Origin of the sequence: uncultured Ralstonia sp., from assembly GCA_913056305.1 — a bacterium.
Lineage (GTDB): Bacteria > Pseudomonadota > Gammaproteobacteria > Burkholderiales > Burkholderiaceae > Ralstonia.
In genome coordinates this window covers 19,352-37,047 of the sequence record CAJXMR010000016.1, presented here as the reverse complement: position 1 = coordinate 37,047, position 17,696 = coordinate 19,352, and the positions used below count along the sequence as shown (strand labels likewise).

General features: G+C 66.5%; 18 protein-coding genes. 8 read left to right on the top strand and 10 right to left on the bottom strand.

Going from position 1 to position 17,696, the window contains the following annotated elements:
• The first annotated feature begins 1 nt into the window (after position 1).
• The 4 genes from QZ609_RS04900 (at position 2) to QZ609_RS04885 (ending at position 3,064) form a co-directional block, all read left to right on the top strand.
• The gene (locus QZ609_RS04900) at positions 2-904 is read left to right on the top strand and encodes a LysR family transcriptional regulator (protein ID WP_295491816.1); all 903 of its coding nucleotides are present in this window, start codon (positions 2-4) and stop codon (positions 902-904) included.
• 86 nt (positions 905-990) lie between these two features.
• Entirely contained in the window at positions 991-1,458 is a 468-nt protein-coding gene (locus tag QZ609_RS04895; RefSeq protein WP_295491814.1) for a universal stress protein, read from the top strand.
• A gap of 114 nt (positions 1,459-1,572) precedes the next feature.
• Complete coding sequence (locus tag QZ609_RS04890; RefSeq protein WP_295491812.1) at positions 1,573-2,016, top strand: nuclear transport factor 2 family protein; 444 nt, start codon at positions 1,573-1,575, stop codon at positions 2,014-2,016.
• A 43-nt stretch (positions 2,017-2,059) separates the two neighbouring features.
• On the top strand, positions 2,060-3,064 hold the full coding sequence (locus QZ609_RS04885; RefSeq protein ID WP_295491810.1) for a nitronate monooxygenase family protein: 1,005 nt from the start codon (positions 2,060-2,062) through the stop codon (positions 3,062-3,064).
• 36 nt (positions 3,065-3,100) lie between these two features.
• Here QZ609_RS04885 and QZ609_RS04880 read toward each other — a convergent pair whose 3' ends face one another.
• Entirely contained in the window at positions 3,101-3,637 is a 537-nt protein-coding gene (locus QZ609_RS04880; RefSeq protein ID WP_295491808.1) for a PadR family transcriptional regulator, read from the bottom strand.
• 100 nt (positions 3,638-3,737) lie between these two features.
• On the bottom strand, positions 3,738-4,598 hold the full coding sequence (locus tag QZ609_RS04875) for a hypothetical protein (protein ID WP_295491806.1): 861 nt from the start codon (positions 4,596-4,598) through the stop codon (positions 3,738-3,740).
• Between QZ609_RS04875 and QZ609_RS04870 the strand changes: the two genes are divergently transcribed.
• Together QZ609_RS04870 and QZ609_RS04865 are read left to right on the top strand one after the other, a co-directional pair.
• The gene (locus QZ609_RS04870) at positions 4,597-4,878 is read left to right on the top strand and encodes a hypothetical protein (RefSeq protein ID WP_295491804.1); all 282 of its coding nucleotides are present in this window, start codon (positions 4,597-4,599) and stop codon (positions 4,876-4,878) included. The two genes, QZ609_RS04875 and QZ609_RS04870, sit on opposite strands and share 2 nt — an antisense overlap.
• A 171-nt stretch (positions 4,879-5,049) precedes the next feature.
• Positions 5,050-5,967, top strand: coding sequence for a LysR family transcriptional regulator (locus QZ609_RS04865; RefSeq protein ID WP_295491802.1), 918 nt, complete (start codon positions 5,050-5,052; stop codon positions 5,965-5,967).
• A 10-nt stretch (positions 5,968-5,977) separates the two neighbouring features.
• Here the strand turns inward: QZ609_RS04865 and QZ609_RS04860 are convergent, their stop codons facing one another.
• Positions 5,978-6,886: an alpha/beta hydrolase gene (locus QZ609_RS04860; RefSeq protein WP_295491800.1), complete on the bottom strand. Its 909-nt coding sequence runs from the start codon at positions 6,884-6,886 to the stop codon at positions 5,978-5,980.
• Between the two features lie 175 nt (positions 6,887-7,061).
• Positions 7,062-8,150 (bottom strand): nitronate monooxygenase family protein, encoded by a 1,089-nt coding sequence (locus QZ609_RS04855; RefSeq protein ID WP_295491798.1) that lies wholly within the window; start codon positions 8,148-8,150, stop codon positions 7,062-7,064.
• Between the two features lie 150 nt (positions 8,151-8,300).
• Between QZ609_RS04855 and QZ609_RS04850 the strand changes: the two genes are divergently transcribed.
• Together QZ609_RS04850 and QZ609_RS04845 are read left to right on the top strand one after the other, a co-directional pair.
• Positions 8,301-8,876: an ABATE domain-containing protein gene (locus QZ609_RS04850; RefSeq protein ID WP_295491796.1), complete on the top strand. Its 576-nt coding sequence runs from the start codon at positions 8,301-8,303 to the stop codon at positions 8,874-8,876.
• A 113-nt stretch (positions 8,877-8,989) separates the two neighbouring features.
• Positions 8,990-9,757 carry a 3-oxoacyl-ACP reductase family protein gene (locus QZ609_RS04845; protein WP_295491794.1) on the top strand — a complete coding sequence of 256 codons (768 nt, stop codon included), beginning with the start codon at positions 8,990-8,992 and terminating at the stop codon, positions 9,755-9,757.
• Between the two features lie 50 nt (positions 9,758-9,807).
• Here the strand turns inward: QZ609_RS04845 and QZ609_RS04840 are convergent, their stop codons facing one another.
• The 6 genes from QZ609_RS04840 to QZ609_RS04815 form a co-directional block, all read right to left on the bottom strand.
• Positions 9,808-11,253, bottom strand: a complete 1,446-nt coding sequence (locus tag QZ609_RS04840) for a M20/M25/M40 family metallo-hydrolase (protein WP_295491792.1) — start codon at positions 11,251-11,253, stop codon at positions 9,808-9,810.
• Positions 11,254-11,381: 128 nt separating this feature from the next.
• Entirely contained in the window at positions 11,382-12,929 is a 1,548-nt protein-coding gene (locus QZ609_RS04835; protein WP_295491790.1) for a methyl-accepting chemotaxis protein, read from the bottom strand.
• 179 nt (positions 12,930-13,108) lie between these two features.
• Positions 13,109-13,573 carry a GNAT family N-acetyltransferase gene (locus QZ609_RS04830; protein ID WP_295491788.1) on the bottom strand — a complete coding sequence of 155 codons (465 nt, stop codon included), beginning with the start codon at positions 13,571-13,573 and terminating at the stop codon, positions 13,109-13,111.
• Positions 13,574-13,586: 13 nt separating this feature from the next.
• A complete protein-coding gene (locus tag QZ609_RS04825; protein WP_295491787.1) occupies positions 13,587-15,002 on the bottom strand; it encodes an alkaline phosphatase family protein in 1,416 nt (471 codons plus the stop codon).
• Positions 15,003-15,102: 100 nt separating this feature from the next.
• Positions 15,103-16,623, bottom strand: coding sequence for a glycosyltransferase (locus QZ609_RS04820; RefSeq protein WP_295491785.1), 1,521 nt, complete (start codon positions 16,621-16,623; stop codon positions 15,103-15,105).
• Complete coding sequence (locus QZ609_RS04815) at positions 16,620-17,207, bottom strand: cytochrome b/b6 domain-containing protein (protein ID WP_295491841.1); 588 nt, start codon at positions 17,205-17,207, stop codon at positions 16,620-16,622. The genes QZ609_RS04820 and QZ609_RS04815 overlap by 4 nt, the downstream gene beginning before the upstream one ends.
• Positions 17,208-17,696: the final 489 nt, after the last annotated feature.

Genomic DNA, 17,696 nt, shown 5'->3' with positions numbered 1-17,696 from the left:
CATGAACCTCTCCGTCAAGCAGCTCCGCGCCTTTGCCGCGCTGCGCGAGCACAAGAACTTCACGCAGGCGGCGCAGACCTGCCACCTGTCGCAGTCGGCCTTCAGCGCGCTGATCCAGAACCTGGAGGCCGATGCCGGTGTGCGCCTGTTCGACCGCAACACGCGCCATGTGGAGCTGACGCCCGAGGGCGAGGCCTTTGCCGAATCGGCCCTGCGGCTGCTGGCCGATTTCGAGGCCACCTTTGCCGAGCTGCGCGACCGCGCCGCCGCGCGCACCGGGCGCGTGACAGTGGCGGCGTTGCCATCGATCGCGGCGGGCATCCTGCCAGGCGTGCTGGCCGACTTTGCCGCGCGGCACCCGGGCATCCAGCTCGCGATGCACGACTTGCTCTCCGATCCGTGCATCGACATGGTCCGGCGCGGCGCGGCGGATTTCGCCATCGCGGCCATGGGGGCGGACATGGCGGGGCTGTCCGCGCAGCCGTTCTGCACGGATGACTTCCACCTGGTCTGCCACCGCGACCACCCGCTCGCCCACAAGCGGGCGCCGGGCGTGGGCGATCTGGTCGACGCGCCCTTCATCCACCTCGCGCGCAACACCAGCATCCGGCAATACCTGGACGCCGCCCTGCACCCGACCAAGCTGCGCGGCGGCATGGAGGTCGAGCACCTGGCCACGGCCGCGGCGCTGGTGGCGGCCAACCTGGGCATCACCGTCATTCCGGCGCTGGCGCTGTTCCAGTTCCGCCTGCCCGAACTGGTGGTGCGGCCCTTGCCGCTGCCGGGGCTGGTGCGCACGCTATACGTGATCCGGCGCGAGGGGCGCAGCCTGTCGGTGGCGGCGCAGGGGCTGCTGGAGCTGCTGCTGGCGCACCCCGTCCATGCGGGCGCCACGCCGGGTTGATACGGCGCAAGCCGCGAGCACACTGGGTGCAGCATGCCCCACCCGCGCTGCTACAGTGACAGCATCCCCACCACTCGGAGCGCCCCATGCATCAACGTATCCTTGCCGCCTTCGACGGCACCCACGAGGCCCATCTGGCGGTGGAGGAAGGCGCCGCGCTTGCCCGGGCGTTCAATGGCCGCGTGCGGGTGGTGTGGGCGGTCGGCTCGCCCAGCATGCCGGAGTCGCGCGAGATCTACAGCGTCGACAAGCTGCGCGAAGAGGCGCATCGCACCGCATCGGCCTCGCTCGCGGAGCTGCAGCGCACCTTCGATGCCGAAGGCACCGCTGCAGAAACCGGCATCCTGATGCTCGACGCCACGGACGACGACATCGGCCGCGCGCTGGAGCAGGAGGCCGAGCGCTGGCAGGCCGACACCATCGTCGTGGGCTCGCAGGGCAAGCGCGGCCTCGCCCGCATCCTGCTGGGCAGCGTGGCCGAGCGCACCGTCAAGCTCTCGCACCGTACCGTCATCGTGGTACGTGAACCGCACACGGAACACACCGAAGGCTGAGCCTCGGAGTTTGGAATCGGCGCACTATGCAACTTGTTGCATAGATCGGGGCACCATGCTATGTTGCATCCCACATCGCATGCAACACGTTGCACCATCCGCTCAGGAGACACCGTGACCCAGCCGATTCCCGCCACCCTGCCCGCCCCGGCGCAGACCACGCTCACCGCGTGGCACGCGATGCTGGAGAGCGGCAACATGGACGCGCTCGACCCCCTGTTCGCCGACGACGTCGTCTTCCGCTCGCCCGTCGCGCACACGGCCTATCCGGGCCGCGCTGCCACCACGCTGGTGCTGCGCACCGTCAACACCGTCTTCGAAGACTTCCGTTACCACCGCAGCTTCGCCACCGACGACGGCGCGAGCGTGGTGCTCGAATTCAGTGCCAACGTGAGCGGCAAAGTGCTCAAGGGCATCGACATGATCCGCTTCAACGCCGACGGCAAGATCGTCGAGTTCGAGGTCATGGTCCGCCCGGCCACCGGCCTGCAGGCACTCGGCGCCGCCATGGGCGCCAAGCTGGCCGACAAGGTCGGTCTGCTCAAGGCTGGCGTTTAAGCCCCCCTTTTTTATTCCCATACCAATATCAACGGAGACTGCCATGTCGCTGCCGCCGATCCTGCAAAACCGCTTGTCCGTGCCCGTGGTGGGCTCGCCGCTGTTCATCATCTCCAACCCTGACCTTGTGATCGCCCAGTGCAAGGCCGGCGTGGTCGGCTCGTTCCCGGCGCTGAACGCGCGCCCGGCTGAACTGCTGGAGACCTGGCTGCAGCGCATCACCACCGAGTTGGCTGAATACGATGCGCAGCATCCGGACAAGCCGTCGGCACCGTTCGCCGTCAACCAGATCGTGCACAAGTCGAACGACCGCCTGGAGCACGACCTGGAACTGTGCGTGAAGTACAAGGTGCCCATCGTCATCACCTCGCTGGGCGCGCGCGAAGATGTGAACCGCGCGGTGCACAGCTACGGCGGCATCGTGCTACATGACGTGATCAACAACAAATTCGCCAAGAAGGCGATCGAGAAAGGCGCGGACGGTCTGATTGCGGTGGCGGCCGGCGCAGGCGGCCATGCGGGCACGACCTCGCCGTTTGCGCTGATCCATGAGATCCGTGAATGGTTCGACGGCCCGCTGCTGCTGTCGGGCGCCATCGCCAACGGCAACGCCATCCTGGCGGCGCTGGCGGCCGGCGCAGACCTCGCTTATGTCGGCTCGGCCTTCATCGCCACCGAAGAAGCCAACGCGATCGAGGGCTACAAGCAAGCGATCGTGGAGAGCACCGCCAGCGACATCGTCTACACGAACCTCTTCACCGGCGTGCACGGCAACTACCTGCGCGCGAGCATCGTGGGCGCCGGCCTGGACCCGGACGCGCTGCCGGAATCGGACCCGAGCAAGATGAACTTCGCTTCGGGCAGCGGTGCCAAGGCCAAGGCGTGGAAGGACATCTGGGGTGCCGGCCAGGGCGTGGGCGCGGTCAAGCGCGTGGTGCCGGCAGCGGAACTCGTCAAGCGCTTTGCCGAGGAGTTCGAGGTGGCGCGCCGCCGGCTGAACCACATCGAGGCGCTGCGCGCCCCGGCGGGTAGCAAGGCGACGGTCTAAGCCGTCAAGCAGTTAAGCAGTTAAGCAGTTAAGCAGTTAAGCAGTCACCGAGGCTGGCTCCAGCAACGGCAACACATCGTCTGCCCACGCGAGCCAGCCTTCTTCATAGACGATGCCACGCTGCAGCACAGCGAGTTGCAGGCGCTGTGCGCGCGTGAGATCGGGCGCCGAAAAATCGCGCTGCTCGATCTCGCGGAAGGTATTCAGCCGCGTGCGATGCTGCTCGATCAGGCGCTGCATCTCGTCGATGAAGCCGAGCGGGCCGATCACGGCCTCGGCACGCAACTTCACCAGCACTTCCTCTCGATTGTCCGACGACACGGTCGGCTCCAGCACCCAGCGCGCGAGTTCTTCGCGGCCCGGCGGCAAGACCGTGTAGGTCTTCTTGCGGCCGTCCTCTTCCTCTTCCATGCTCACCCAACCGGCTTCGGCCATGCGGCCAAGCTCGCGGTAGATCTGCTGGTGCGTGGCGCTCCAGAAATAGCCCATCGACTTGTCGAAGCGGCGAGCAAGCTCGTAGCCCGACGACGGTTTTTCCAGCAGGGAGGTCAGCAGGGCGTGTTGGATCGACATGAGAAAAAAGGCGGCCGGCAATCGCATCAGTATAACGATCGCCACCGCCTCGGAGCGCACGCGCTGCGGCGCTGATGCAACGGTCAGCGCGCTGCCGTCGTCACGACTTCGGGCGCAGCCCGATCTGGCCGTTGGTCGCGTCGTAGTACACGTCGAAGTACAGGTACGGCATCACGCCAGCGACCATCTGCGCGGTCGCGGCGGTCTGGGATGCGACGTGCGTGATCCCGCTTGCCGCGACCGTGAAGGCCGGCGACTTGACGGTGCCATTGGGCCCGGACACCGAGAACACGGCCGCGTCGTTCGCCGCGAAGGGCGGCGCAGGTTCGCTGGCCGTGCCGCCCACGACAACACTGCCCGTGCCGGAGTCCAGCATGGTCGGTGCACAGAACGACTTGCCGGTCGCCGTGTTGGCCAGGCAGCCCGGCAGCTGCCGCACGTTCCAGGCCGGCACACCGTTCGGCAACGCGGTCGGCAATTGCTTGAGGGCATACATCGTGAAGCCCTTCAGGTCGTCGGCGGTCGGGTTGATCGTCAGCGTGCCGGTTGCCTGCCCCGGTGCCGGCAGGCTAACGATGAATTGTCCCTGCCCAAAGTAAGGCAACGGGCTGGGAACGCCCTCGCCCTGTGCCGGCGCCTGGAAGCCCAACGCCACGCCGATGATCGCCTTGAAGCCCTCGTTGGGCAGGCCATCGCCACCGATCCCGTATTCGTCGATGCTCATCTTGCTGGCCGGGCAATGCGGATTGGCGGGCATGCAGGCAAGGCTGGAGATCGCCATCATCGGCACGGGTGCCGCGCTCGGCAGCGAGCCGAGCGTGAGGTTGGCCGTGGCGTTGTTGCCGATCAGGCTTACGCCGGCGCCATAGGCATAAGACGTGGTGGTGGCCGAGGCCGTATAGGCGCTGGCGGGCACCGCACCGGGCAGCACGCGCAGCCCCCACGATCCAGTGTCGAGCATGGCATTGACCGGCGGCGCATTGCCAATGGTCACGGGAATGGAGTACCGCGTGGTGCCGTCTGACAAGACCGTCTGGCTGATCGGCACGGTGGCCCGCTGCGGGCCGCCGTCCGGCTTCAAGCCGCCACCCGAACCGCCACCACCACCATCATCACCGCCGCAGGCAGCCAGCACACAGGAAACCGCCGCGCAGGCGATCAGCGTGCGGGGCTTGAATGTCGTTGTCCTCATGGTCTATTCCGAAAACGTGTTCTTGCTTGTTGGTTTGGAGTCGCTGTGAATCGTTCTGCACCGTTAGAAAATCAGTGCAATCTGAACAACTCGCCAGAACACCTTCCCGCCGACGCGGCAACACACAAGACACAACTTCTGCGACGATCTCGAACTTTATTGACACGCGGCGGCGCCAAGGCACGTCTTCTCGCATCCGCGCGCCAGGCAGGACAGGAACATGAAGCGTTTCGACGATCTCTACCTCTTCACCCGCGTGGTGGAAGCCGGTGGCTTTTCTGCCGCCGAGCGCGCCACGGGCATTCCCAAGTCGCGCCTGAGCCGGCGCATTGCCGAGTTGGAAACACAGTTGGGCACGCGCTTGCTGCAGCGCTCGAGCCACCGCGTGTCGGTCACGCCGGTGGGCGAGGCGGTATATCGGCACGCCCGCGACATGGCCGATGCCTCGGCCGCCATCGAGGCGCTGGCCGGCGCCGCACGCAGCGAGCCGGCGGGCGTGCTGCGCGTGGGCACCTCACCGCTGCTGGCGGAGACACTGCTCGCCGGCTGGCTGGCCGAGTTTGCCGATGCGCATCCGAAGCTGCGCGTCGAGCTGGACCTCTCCAACACCTATGTCGATCTGATTGAGCAGCGCATCGACGTGGCCATCCGCGCGGCGACGGGGCCGCTGCCTTCGCGCGATGTGGTCGCGCGGCATCTGGCCAGTTCACCTCGCGTGCTGGTGGCCAGTCCTGCGTTGATTGCGCGCGCGGGCGCACCGGCCACGCCCGCCGATCTGGACGACCTGCCGTGCCTGGGCCAGGGCACGCTCGCGCGCTGCCGCGATTGGGTGCTGCAGGACGCCCGGGGCCATCGCCTGGCCCTGCCCGTGCGCCCGCGCTTTGCCTCCGACAACATCATCGCGCTGCGCGAAGCCGCCATCGCCGGGCTCGGGCTGACCATACTGCCGCAGCACTGCTGCCATGCGGCCCTGGCCGACGGCCGCCTGCGCACCGTGCTGCCAGGCTGGATGCCCGAGCCGGCCGACCTGCACGCGCTGTATCCGTCGCGGGCGGGCGTGCCGCCGTCGGTCAAGGCGCTGGTGTCGTTCCTGCGCGAGCGTTTCGCCAGCGAACCCACCATGCGACCGCTCGCCTGAAGGCGCGCGGCTACTTCACCACCCGGCCGAGAAAATCGAGCATGCGCGCGCCGATTTCCTCATGGTGCGTCTCCAGCGCAAAGTGGCCGCTATCGACAAAGTGCACCTCGGCCTGCGGCAGATCGCGCTGGAAGGCTTCGGCACCGGGCGGGATGAAGATCGCGTCATTGCGGCCCCACACGGCCAGCAGCGGCGGACGGTGCGTGCGGAAGTACTGGTGCAGCGCCGGATACAGCGCCACGTTGCTCGCGTAGTCCAGGAACAGGTCCATCTGGATGTCGAGCTGGCCCGGGCGGCTGAGGAAATATTGGTCGAGCAGGTAACCGTCCGGCGCCACGCGCGTCGGATCGGGCACGCCGTTCAGATACTGCCATTGCGTCATCTCGTCGGAGACCAGCATGTGCAGTTCGCGCCGGTGCGCGTCGTCCGGGTGGGCCCAGTACGCCTTGACCGGTGCCCACGGGCCCTCACCCAGGCCCTCCTCGTAGGCATTGCCGTTCTGCGTGACGATGGCCGTGATGCGCTCCGGGTGCGCCATTGCCAGCCGCCAACTGACCGGCGCGCCATAGTCGAACACGTAGACGGCGAAGCGCGCCAGGCCGAGCGCCTCCGTGAAGCCATCCACCACGCGTGCCAGATTGTCGAAGGTATAGCGGAAGCCGTCCGGCACCTGCGTCAGGCCGAAGCCGGGCAAGTCGGGCGCCACCACGTGATAGCGCTCGGCCAGTTGCGGGATCAGGTCGCGGAACATGTGTGAGGCGCTCGGGAAGCCGTGCAGCAGCAGCACGGTGGGCGCATCAGCTGAGCCGGCCTCGCGGTAGAAGACGTTCACGCCGTCGACATCCTCGGTGCGATGGCGCACGGCAATGGGGGCGTAGGCATCGATGACGAGGTCGACGGCTTGTGCGGGGGCGTTCATGGCAAGGCTCCTGATGGGGTTTTGGGAACTGCACAGGAACGCATCGTAACCGTCTAAATATATTTTTTCAAGTTACATGATATTTTTCCATCGATCGCATTCCGATTCGTGATGCCAAAGCAAAACGGGCACGCCATGTGGCGTGCCCGCGCGGGAAGTGATGCAGCAGGAAAACTCAGGCGAGACTGTGTGCCGGCGCCAGCCGCTCGAGCGCCTGCGTGGCGATGCGGCGGGTGATGGCCTCGGCGCTGTCTTCCGTGGCCAACTGGCCGGCCTGGCCGGACCACAGGTTGATGAAATCGCCGGAGCCATCGGACGTGGTCTTGGCGCGCAGCGGCGCCAATGCACCGCCGGCAGTCGGGAAGGCCGGAGCGAAGGGGCTCATCGGCCCGATCTCGCGCATCAGCCGGTTGACGATGCCGCGCGCGGGGCGGCCGGTGAACAGGTTGGTCAACGCGGTATCGGCGTCGGTCGCCTGCTTGAGCGCGGCGCGGTGGATGGCCGAGGTCGTCGCCTCGGGCGAGAGCATGTAGGCGGTGCCGATCTGCACGGCCGAGGCGCCCAGCGCCAGCGCGGCCACCAGCCCGCGCGCATCTGCAATGCCACCCGCGGCGATCACGGGCACGCGCACCGCATCGGCCACCTGCGGCACCAGCGCAAACGTACCGACCTGCGACTCAATGGTCTTGGCGAGGAACATTCCGCGGTGCCCACCCGCCTCGTTGCCCATGGCGATGATGGCATCGACGCCGCGCGCTTCCAGCCAGCGCGCTTCTTCCACGGTGGTGGCAGCGGAGATGACCTTCGCACCTGTGGCCTTCACGCGCGCCAGCAGCTCGGGCGCCGGCAAACCGAAATGGAAACTCACCACCTCGGGCCTGAGTTCCTCGACGAGCGCGCAGGTGGTGGCGTCGAACGGCGCGCGGTTAACAGCCGGCGCCTGCGCGTTGGGATCGATGCCGAACTCGGCGTAGTACGGCGCCAGGTGCGCGCGCCACTTGGCCTCTCGCTCCGGGTCGGGCTGGGGCGGCGTGTGACAGAAGAAGTTCAGGTTGATGGGCCCGCGCACGGCGGCACGGAACTGTTCGACCTGCTGGCGGATCTGCTCGGCGCTGAGCATCGCGCACGGCAGGGAGCCAAGGCCGCCGGCGCGCGCCACCGCTATTGCCAGCTCCGCGCCGGCCACGCCGGCCATCGGTCCCAGCACGATGGGCACGTCGATGTTGAACAACGTCAGCACGCGGGCATCGGGCCATGCGTTCATGATCATCTCCGGCAAACAGTTGCGATGGGCACATGGTAATGCGCTGGTCTTCGCACCAGATTTGCGCGGACAAGGCATGAGCCCTCATGTAACTCATATACAGCCAGCAAAAAGGTTACAATCCGCACATCACCCCTTCCACGCGCCGCCATGTCCTCGCCCGCCGCAGATACCCCGCTCCTGATCGCCGACCACCCGGTGCTCGACATGCTCAACACCGTGGCCAACGTCGATGGCCAGTCGCACGATTTCTGGCAATCCGATGCCGATGTTTCCGACTGGCTCGTGCGTGCCGGCTGGCTGGCCGGACCGCTTGCCGGCCGCTACCCGGCGGGGGTCCTGCTGGCGGTGGCGCGGCACCTGCGCGAGGCGATCCGCACGCTGGTGGAGGCCCGCAAAGCCGGCCACGCCGCCAGCGCGGACGCGCTCAACGTGTTCCTGCGGCAGGCACCCAGCCACCCCGTGCTGGTGTGGGACGGTGACACGCCACGCGTGGAACGCCTGCGCCCGACCGATTCGGTCGAGCAGTGCCTGGCACCCTTGGCCGAGGCCGCCGCACAGCTGCTGGCTGAGGGCGAATTCCAGCTAGTGCGCGTGTGCGAGCATCCGGATTGCACGCTGTGGTTCTACGACCGCACCAAATCGCACAAGCGGCGCTGGTGCAGCATGGCGGTCTGCGGCAACCGGCACAAGGTGGCGGAATACCGTAAGCGCCAGCAAGCGTAGGCCGCCTCGTTCCGCTGCTGGAACGCCGCGTCGCGGCAGCGCCGGCTGCGCGCGGGGTGGCTGCTTCGTAACCTGTTCTCCCGAAACCTCGCCATCCATTTCAGGAGAACAGCATGTCGAACCCGCAAACCCAGTCCCCCGCCCCGCGCCTTGCCGGGCGCACCGCCATCGTCACCGGCGGCTCGCGCGGCATTGGCGCGGCGGTTGCACGCCGCCTGGCCGCCGACGGTGCCCGCGTGGCGGTCGTCTATCGCAGCAACGACGCCCAAGCCCACGCCGTGATCCAGTCCATCCGCACCACCGGCGCGGAGGCGATTGCCGTGCAGGCCGACGTGGCCGACGCCGCCTCTGTCAACGCGATGGTCAGCACCGTGCGGGAGACCTTCGGCGCCATCGACATCCTCGTCAACAATGCGGGCATCCTCGCAAACCAGCCGGTGGGCAGCATCGACCAGGCGTCCTTCGACGAGCAGTTCCGCACCAACGCGTTCTCGGCGATCCTGGTGTCGCAGGCGGTGCTGCCGCATGTGCCGGCGCGCGGCGGGCACATCGTCAACGTGTCATCGAGCCTGGCGTACAAGCCGCGGGCCGGGTTGTCGGTCTATGCCGCGAGCAAGGCGGCAGTGAGCGCGCTCACGCAGGCGTTCGCGCTGGAGCTGGGGCCGCGCAACATCACCGTCAACGCGGTGGCGCCGGCGCTCACGCGCACCGACATGACCGCACCGATCCCCGACGAGGTGAGGGCCCGCATGCGTGAATCGACGCCGCTGGGCCGTCTGGCCGAGCCCGAGGACATCGCAGACACGATCGCCTTCCTGGCCTCCGACGACGCGCGCTGGATCACCGGCCGCACGCTGCTGACCGACGGCGGCTTCATCTAAACCAAAACGGGAACAAGCCGCGCCCGCAGAACGCAGGCGCGGCAGCGTGCCTACTCTGCAAGCTGCTTGACGAGGCGATAGAGGAACTCGCGGCCGTCATACAGGCGGGCGATCTCGATGCGCTCGTCCAGGCCATGCGCGCGGTAATCGGCCGGCTCGGTGAACAGGCCCGACACGCCATACATCGGGATGCCCGCGTTGCGCATGAAGCGGCTATCGGTGGCGCCGGTGCTCATGGCGGGGATGACCGGCACGTTCCACATCTGCTGCGTGAGCGTGTCGACGGTCTTCACCAGATCGCCGCTCAGCGGCGAGGCAGGGCTCGCGAGCGGCTGGTTGACGTAGCGCACGCTGATCTTGTCGTTGCCGATCACCTGCTTGAGCTGGCGGTCGATGTCGGCCGGGTCATCATGCGGCAGGATGCGGCAATTGACCGTTGCCTTGGCCGACTGCGGCAGCGCGTTCTCGGCGTGCCCAGCGTTGACCATGGTGGCCACGCAGGTGGTGCGCAGCTGTGCGTTATAGAACGGCATGGCCGACAGGCGATCGATCGACGCCTGGTCCGGGTGGCCGGTGCCGACCGCGCGCATGTCCTCGGCCAGTTGCCCCGTCGCCAGCGGCGCGCTGCGGGCGAAGTAGGTCTGCGTCACGTCCGCCAGCTTGACCGGAAACTGGTACGCCCCCAGCCGATCGAGCGCGGCAGTCAGCGCATAGATCGGGTTGCTCTTGGTCGGGATCGAGCTGTGGCCGCCCACGTCATGTGCCTCCAGCTCATAGGTGGTGTACATCTTCTCGGCCACCTGGATGCGATGCAGCACCGGCTTGCCGGCGCGCAGCTCGCCGCCGCCGCCCTCGTTGATGCCGAATTCGGCCTTCACCAGCTCGGGCTTGTTCTTGACGATCCAGTACGCGCCGTTGCTGGGCACGTCGCCGCGCTCCTCATCGGTGGTCAGCGCGAGGATGATGTCGCGCGAGGGCTTGAAGCCCTCCTGCTTGAGCTGCCCCAGCACCGACACGAACGACGACGCCATCGCCTTGTCGTCGATCGAGCCGCGCGCCGTGAAGTAGCCATCGGTCTCCTGCAACCGGAATGGATCGGTCTTCCAGTCGTCTCGCTTGGCTTCCACCACATCGATGTGGGCCAGCAGCAGGATCGGCTGCTTGGCGCCCGTGCCTTTGTAGCGCAGCACGAGGTTGCCCTTCTTGGGGAAGGGCTCGATCACCTGCATGTCGGCGGCCGCAAAGCCGGCATCGCGCAGGCGTTTCTCCATCGCGCGCGCCGCGCGGGTGGTGTCGCCGGCCGAGTGCGTCGTGTTGATCTCGACCAGTTCCTTGTAGATGTCGTGGTAGCGCTGCTGCTCGGGCGTGAGCGTGGCGGACGGCAGCTTGCTGGCCGGGATGGACTGGGCGGTCTGAGCGAAGGCCCCGGCACTGCACGCCAACGCGGCGCCCAACACCATGGCTCGAACGGGAACACGACGACACTGGAAACGCATGACACCTCCGAATAATCGTTATGAATACGCGCGCAAAAAAAATGCGGAGCCGGCCCGAAGACCGACTCCGCAGTGTAGCGTTGCCCCGGCAAGCTCGCTGCCGGGGCAACCCATCAGGTGCCCAGGCGTTACATCGCCACGCGGAACACCGCCACGGCGCGGCGCAGTTCGTCCGCCTGTTCTTCCAGCGCCTGCGCGGCAGCAGCCGCCTGCTCGACCAGCGCCGCGTTCTGCTGCGTCACGTCGTCCATCTGCGTGACGGCTTCGTTGATCTGCTCGATGCCGCTGCTTTGCTCGGCCGAGCCCGCGCTGATCTCGCCCATGATGTCGGTCACGCGCTTCACGGCCACGACGATCTCTTCCATCGTCTTGCCCGCACGTGCCACCAGGCTCGACCCCGATTCCACCCGCGTAGCGGAATCTTCGATCAGCGATTTGATTTCCTTGGCGGCACCGGCACTGCGCTGCGCCAGCGTGCGCACTTCACCGGCCACCACCGCAAAGCCGCGGCCCTGCTCACCGGCGCGGGCGGCTTCCACGGCCGCGTTGAGCGCCAGGATGTTGGTCTGGAACGCAATGCCTTCGATCACGGCGATGATGTCGGTGATCTTGCGCGACGACGTGCTGATCTCGCCCATGGTTGTCACCACGTCCTGCACCACTGCGCCGCCCTGCTGGGCGATCTCGGACGCGCTCACCGCCAGCGTGCTGGCCTGGCGCGCGTTGTCGGCGTTCTGCTTCACGATGCTGGTCAGCTCTTCCATGCTGGAGGCGGTTTCCTCCAGCGAGCTGGCCTGCTCTTCCGTGCGCTGCGACAGGTTGGTATTGCCCGCCGCGATCTGCTGCGTGGCCGAGGCGATCGACTCGCTGCCGCGACGCACCGTCACCACGGTCTCCTTCAACTTGCCCTGCATCTGCTGCAGGCCTTCCATCAGCACGCCCATCTCGTCACGCGAGCGGATGCGCACCTCGGTGGTCAGGTTGCCGGCGGCGATTTCCTTGAAGTGCACCAGCATCTCGGCCAGCGGCAGCGAGATGGCGCGCGAGAGCACCACGTAGCAGCCGGCCGCGAGCACCACGCCCAGGCCGATCACGATCACGAACGCCCACACCAGCTTGGTGAAGAAGGACTGCGCGTCGGCGTAGGCGGCGGACGACACTTCGGACTGGATCGCATCGAGGCGGTCCAGCTTGACCAGGTACGGCGCCGACAGGGTATAGAGCTTGTCCAGCACAAAGGGCTTGGCGCCCTCGATGTCATTGCGCTGGAAGGCTGCGAAGGTCGGCTCCATGCCGTCCTTCATGAACGCGTCGAGCGCGGTCTTGGCCTCGCCTGCGGTGCGCTCTTCTTCCGCCGTGGCAAACGGCAGGTCGTTGTAGGCCTTCCAGGCGGCGAGGCCCTCCTTGTAGCGGTCCTCGGCGGCCTTGAGCAGCAGCGCGCGCTTAGCGTCGTCCGTTTCATAGATGGCACGATCGAGCGCCGTACGGGTCTGCCCCACCCGAGCAATCGCCTGGCCCAGCGCACGCGCCGAGGCGAGCTGGTTGCTGTAGGTCTCCTTGAGCGCCGCGTTGGAGCGCAGGTTGCCGACCAGCCCCAGCGCGCCGACGCCCGCCAGGAACACTGCCAGAACAAACAGCACCAGCGCCAGCCGGGCCTTGATGGAAAGCGTCTTCATATCTCTGCCAACACCGAGTGGAAAATCTCTTCGTCGGCGCAGCAAGGCGCCGATATAAGCAGAGGTAACGACAGATTGAATTTGTTCTTTAATCGCAGCAGCACCAGGGCGGGCATCCGAGACCGCACCCCACCGGCCCGCAAAGCTTTGCGGGCCCAAGGCAGCAGCGAAACCGATGTTCAGACCTGCGCGCGGATCATCAATGCGTTGGGCATCGACACGCCGCGCACCGTCACTTGCTGGCGAGCCACCACGGTAAAGCCGTTACGGATAAAGAAAGGTTCAGCCGTGCGGCTGGCCTGCACCTCCAGGCGCGAGATATCGCGCACGGCGGCCTGCTCGATAAGGTGATTCATCAGGCGTTGCCCAACGCCCTGGCGCGCATGGTTGCCGGCCACAAAGAAGTGGTCGATGTAACCGTTGGGCTGCAGGTCGGCGTAGCCCACCGGCACGCCGTTGATCTCCGCGACGAAAGGCCGGTTGCGGGTGATTCGCTCTGCCCATTGGCGCGCGTCGTAGTCTGCTGGCGCCCACGCGTCGAGTTGCGCCGCGGTGTAATGACCTTTCGCGAGCTGGTGGACGGCGGAATAGAAGATGGCGTGCAGGGCCGGGGCGTCGCCGGGGCGGAATGGGCGGATGTGCATGGCGGGCGGCATCTTATTGGCCCGAATACGGCATGTTCATCGAATCCAGCACGGTCTTGATGTGCTGCACAGCCTGCGCGGCATTCTGCGCGGCGGGCACGGGCGGCTGCTGGTCGGTGGAGAGGTCGCGCACGTGGTCGTCGATGGAGACCCCGGAGCCCAGCGGCGCCAGCAAGGCCGCCGCCTCATGCAGCGCCCATTGGAAATCGTTGAGCGGCGCGTTGCGCGCGACCAGCAGACCGTCGGGGTCGGGCGTCATGGCGCGGGCGGCCACCGCGTCGCGGTTGTCGAGCATCGGCGCGGTCAGCGACAGCACCTGGGCCAGATCCGGCGCACCAGCATCGCGTGCGGTCAGCGGCGTCTGGATGTTGTAGCGGTTGCGCAGCGTGCGAATGATTGCTGTGTGGTCATACGGCTGCGCGCCCTGCGAGCGGAACACCGTGCCCTTTGGCACCCACGGCGAGGCCACCACCGCCGGCACCCGCACCCCCAGCCGGTCGAAAGCGAACAACTGGCCAGGCTGCGGCGGGCTGGGCGGCACGACATTCGGCGGCGGCACATGGTCGAAGCAGCCGCCGTGCTCGTCGAAGGTGACGATCAGCATGGTCGACGGCCACTGCGGCGATTGCACCAGCGCGTTGTAGACCTGCGCCACCAGCGCATCGCCATAGCCGACGTCGTGCGGCGGGTGCATATCGTTGGGCCAGTCGAGATCGGCAAAGTAGCGCGGCTCGATAAAGCTGTACGACGGCAGCTTGCCGCCCGCCGCGTCGTCGAGGAAGTCGTCGAACAGGTGGAAGTGGTCCGAGTGCATCCACAGGTGCGTGAGCGTGAGCGACTGCGGGAAGTCGTGGTAGTAGATGGCCCAGCCGTCGGGCACCACGCCGTCGAGCGCGTTGAACAGCGTCGGCATCAGATACGGAAAATGCACCGGCGAGTTGTTCGGATAGCCATGCGCCGTGCCGGTATGCATGAAGAACCGGTTGGGCCAGGTCTGGCACGGCGCGGAGGCAAACCACGCGTCGCACACGGCGTAGTTGCGCGCCAGCGTGGTGAGCGCCGGCACGTGCTCCGGCGCGAAGCAATGCATGATGTTGCGCGGGTCGCCGCCGTTCTTGGCGTAGTTGGTGGTGAAGCCCTGCATGCCCGGCGCTTGCTGGCCGGGCACCTGTGCGCCGAAGAGCTGCTGGTTGATGTCGGTGAAAAGCTCGCCGGGGTCGGGGCTGGGCAGCATCATGGTGCCGGGCGGCACCGGCGTGGGCGAGGTCCACACGCGGACGGGCTCGCCGCTGCCGTCGGGGTTGGTTTCCTCGCCCGAGAGGCCGTCGAACTCGGCGCTCTTCGGATACAGCGTGCCGAACAGGTTGTCGAACGACCGGTTCTCCAGCATCAGCACGACCACGTGCTCGATTGCGTTCAGCCCTGGCATGGCGGCTCCCTCGTCTTTTGTGATGATCGGCAGCCATAACGCTTGGCGGCATGCCGGTCACTATAGGAAGAAACTGAGCCGAGGTACGAGCGCGCTTAGCTCAAATGCGATCCATATCGACGAGCCCTGCCCGCTCCTGCACGCCCCAGCTTTTCCGCGCGGTCAGCGCGTGCAGCCAGCCCAGTGCCGCGCCGGTATGCCGCAACAGCTGAAAACTGAACGGCTCCACGATGCAGGCGAGAACCGCCATCGGCAGACGCGAGCTTCGGCGATCGCCCGTCCAGCGGCGATAGAGGTGAACGGACCAGAGATGGAACGCGAGGTCGGCGACGATCTTCGCCACGATGACGCCGAACACCGGCAGCGCAGTGGAGAACCGTCCCGTGAAGAGAAACATCAGCAGCAGCGCGAACGCGGTGAGCCCGTACACCGGCTGAAGCGTATCGATGGCCTTGACCGGCATCATGAGCAGCCCGAGCGCGCCGTAGCGGCGATTTCCCGTGATGTCTCGATTCCAGAATTGCGTTTGCAGGAAGCCTGCAAACCAGCGGCGCCGTTGACGCAAGAACGCTGGCAGCGTTCCCGGTGCGTCCGTTTGTGCCCGCGCTGCGCCGATCACGCGAACGCGCCAGCGCTTGCCATGTTCGACGGCGTGGCGGTGCAGGCGATGAATCAGCTCGTAGTCCTCCACCAGGCACTCAGGATCGAAGCCGCCCACGTTCACCAACGCTTCGCGCCTGAAGCACGCGAACGCACCCGAAACGAGCAGCAGGCTGTCGGCGCGCATCCACGCGAAGCGCGAGATGAAGTTGCGGATGTACTCGTACGTCTGGAACCATTGAAAGAATCGGCCCGTGACGGTTCTCGCGCAGATCGGCGTCATGATGCCGGTGGCCGCGACAAGCTCCGGATCGCGCGCGAAAGCGGCACGCATGGCTGAGCATGCGTCGCGCGCAACACGTGTGTCGGCATCGACCGTCAGCACCGTGTCGGTATCGAGCAGCGCAATGGCGGCGTTCAGCGCACGCGCCTTGCCGGCATGCGGCAGGCGCAGCCAGACCAGGTTCGGATATCGCGTGCTCGGCGCACTCGACTGCCCTTCGGGCGGCTCGATCAGGCCGTATTCGCGCGTCAATAGCGCAGCCGTGCCGTCTGTCGATCCGTCGTCGGCGATCACGATCTGTTGAGGTGCCGCGTCTTGCTCAAGCAAACCCTTGAGCGTGACGGGCAGCACCGCCGCTTCGTTGTACGCGGCCACGACGACACCGAGCGTCGGCAATGGCCCTTTGGCAGGCGGCTCATGAAGCGGCTTGAGCAGCGACACCGTTTTGAGCGCGACGAACGTGAGCAGCAACGTATCGTAGATGACGTAGGCGATGCCGACAGACCACGCCAGGAGGCCGCTCAGGAAGAACGCCCGCGCGAACAGCACAATCCACAAGGCAAGCACGCAGCCGTGAATCAGCACCGCGGCGGCAGGCGTGCCGCGCGGCGAGATGCGCGGGGATGCGTTCGCGAAAGCATCGCTCAACGCGTCTTCGGAAAGCGCGGCGGCATACGACGCATGATTGCCCGCGCCATCGCGCTTTGCGGGCATGACAGGACGAAGCACCGAACTCATGGCCACATGCGTCGCAAGACGGATTGACGATCGAGCAGCGCGTGCTTGAGTACGCCGGTCAGATGCAGCGCCAGCAGCAGATAGAGCGCGTATGCGAACCACGCGTGCACCGCGCCGAGCACGTCGTGCATGTGCTCTTTCAACTGCGGTTCAAGGTGCGTCAGAAAGCCGACGCGCGGCCATGGGACGAGATGGAAGAGCGTCATCGGATGACTGGCGGCGTCTTTCCATGCCGAGTCGTGAAGCCATCCCGATATCGGCAGGCCGAGCATGATCAGGTAGAGCAGCCCGTGCGCGATATGCGACACGGTGCGCTCCCATTTGGGAAAGGCGTCAGGCAAACGCGGAGGTTGATGTGAGATGCGCCACAGAATGCGCAGCAGGACCAGGCCAAGCGCGGTGATGCCGATCGACTTGTGCGTGTCGATGGCAGGGCGTACCCAGTCGTCGGGCAGAGCATCCACGCACCACGCCAGTGCGACATTGCACAGGATCGCCGCAGCGATGGTCCAGTGGAGAATGATCGCTACGCCACCGTAGCGTGCGGCCGACTGCGAACGGCCGGTATTGGCTGGTGTCGTCATGCTTGTGCCGAAGTTCGAAATGTCTGCAAGAAGAAAAATGGGTCGAGGGTTGAAGTCACGCGCTATGCGATTGTGGTCTGCGCTCAAGTCATCCGGATTCATGTGGCATCCGCTATCCAAGGAAACCAAGTGGCGGCCGAAGCGCAAACGGCGGCTGACCCATGGTTGAAACGTCGCATCACAAGATCGGCCGCTTCGATTCGCCCGCTGATTGGCCCGCTGATTCGCCCGCTTGCGTCCTTTCATATCCGGTCTCTCAGTGACCGGTGGCCGCGGCCCCGGTTCCTCCTTCCTCGGCTGGCGATGGCCTCCGGGGTCCGACGCGTGGCGCTTCGCGCTCAGCGCAGCAAGCGACAAGGTCAGGCGGGCGATGACATCAGCCACGGCCGCCCGTCGGTGGAGGCAGCCGCGAGCCGGTACCTGGGCTCCGGCTTCTTTGCCGGCCTTGCGGTTCGTCGCTCACACTGCCCGACCGCTCCACGCCCACGA